We start from the raw sequence: 1,746 nt of genomic DNA, 5'->3' as shown, positions 1-1,746 counted from the left end.
TTGTATCCCATGAGGTTAAATTTTACAGGGAGTGTACTTTTAATGTAATTAAATTATTTTTCTTCTGCTTGAGATAATTCTTTTATTCTGCCGATATTTTTTCCAATTGGCCATTCATCTTTTGAATGATTTTCAAAATATATTCTCTCAATTTCTTCTTCTTCTGAATCAGTGAATTTAAAACCATCCCCTCTAATATATTTAATGCCGTTATGGTCAAAAGGATTATGGGAAGCAGAGATAACTATGCCGCAATTAGCATTATAAATTCTAGTTAGGTAAGCCACTACGGGAGTAGGTATTATTCCCGCTCTTAAAACATTTACACCCATTGAACATATCCCTGCTATTAAAGCAGCTTCTAACATATCCCCCGAAATTCGTGTATCTCTGCCGATTAATATCTTAGGATTGACCTTATCTTTGAATAAATATGCTCCAGCTCTTCCTATATGAAAGGCAATGTCGGCAGTCATAGGTTCCCTATTGGCAATCCCTCTTATCCCATCTGTTCCAAATAATTTTTTCATAAACTACCCCTTTATTAATTTACCAATTCACCAATTATCCGATTTACCAATTGGTGTATTGGGGAATTGGTAAATTGGAAAATTATAAATTCTATTTATTAATCAACATCGTTACTTCTTCTGGCTCAATCTTAATTAAAGAAATTCCTTCGGTAAGATCTACTTGAACTTTTACCTTCTGCTCTTTCCTAAAATCATCCGTAAATTTCACATAGGCTTTTACGTCTTCTGCTTGTAATTTGTCAACTAAAATATTTTTCCCCTCAACAGTTATGTCAACTACCTCTGGTATTATTTCACAAGATACAAAGGGAGACAAATTCTGAGGTACAACTGAAATATTTTTTAGGATTTTCTGGATTATAGCTTCCTTAACTTGTATGGCTACCTCTATTAACCCAACCTCACCCTCTACTATACTTAATCCTTCTTCCAGGGCAGGAGGAACTTTTACTGATAATGTTTTAGTAATTCCGCTTACATCGATGGGAATGGTCTCCAAAAACTCAATATTATTTATTTTAAAATAGTTACCAAAAATCTTTATTTCATCGGGGCTGGATAATATTTCAGAGATGTAATAACCTGGAGCTGGTTTTCCGATTATTTTTGGCTTTACCGCTAATCGCTTCTCTGGATACCCGCGTGTCATAGAAATTGACACTTCCACTATATCGGGATCAATCTTTACTTCTTTAATATCATTTCCATTTATATCAACTGCTTTTACTTTTATTCTTTTATTTAGATCTTCTTTTATTCCAGAAATATCAATGGCACAAATTATCTGTTTTATACTTTCTAATACACTCTGAGCACCAATTATCTTAACCTTAGAAGGATTAAATTGGGGTTCATCAGCCAAAGAGAAACCCTTTTCAGGAATCCCTATTAAACTATATACAACTTCAACTTCTTTAGCTAAAATCCCTTCAACTTCTACTTTAATTTCTGGAGGAATTATTCTAGTGATCTGTGTTCCTTTGGGAGTAGTAACTTCTACCTTTAATTTATATAGTCCTTCTTTGCTAATTTCAGAAAAATTAACTTTCCCGCTAATTTGATTAGGAGAAATGTTATTTATTACATTCTTGGGACCTCTAATGCCAACGCTTACATTTGCGGGAAACTCTTTTATTACTAAGCCTCCGCTAAGATTATTTGGGGTAAGAGATATATCGATAAAATTCTCTACCATTGGGTTCTCCCCACCTGC

At 33.7% G+C, this 1,746-nt stretch carries 2 protein-coding genes; both read right to left on the bottom strand.

What is annotated here, in order from left to right; genetic code table 11:
- Positions 1-53 precede the first annotated feature (53 nt).
- Positions 54-530, bottom strand: coding sequence for a hypothetical protein (locus Q7U95_RS06940; RefSeq protein WP_308753080.1), 477 nt, complete (start codon positions 528-530; stop codon positions 54-56).
- Between the two features lie 91 nt (positions 531-621).
- Positions 622-1,746, bottom strand: a 1,125-nt coding sequence (locus Q7U95_RS06935) for a CdaR family protein (protein WP_308753078.1), incomplete at its 5' end; no start/stop codon positions are given.

The organism is Candidatus Oleimmundimicrobium sp., from assembly GCF_030651595.1.
GTDB lineage: Bacteria > Actinomycetota > Aquicultoria > UBA3085 > Oleimmundimicrobiaceae > JAUSCH01.
Note: the sequence above shows the minus strand (reverse complement) of the source record. Positions and strands in the feature narration are given on the sequence as shown.

Bases quoted from the DNA above. Each gene is read 5' to 3' on its own strand.
- Q7U95_RS06940 (WP_308753080.1), bottom strand. From the start codon at position 530: ATGAAAAAATTATTTGGAACAGATGGGATAAGAGGGATTGCCAATAGG.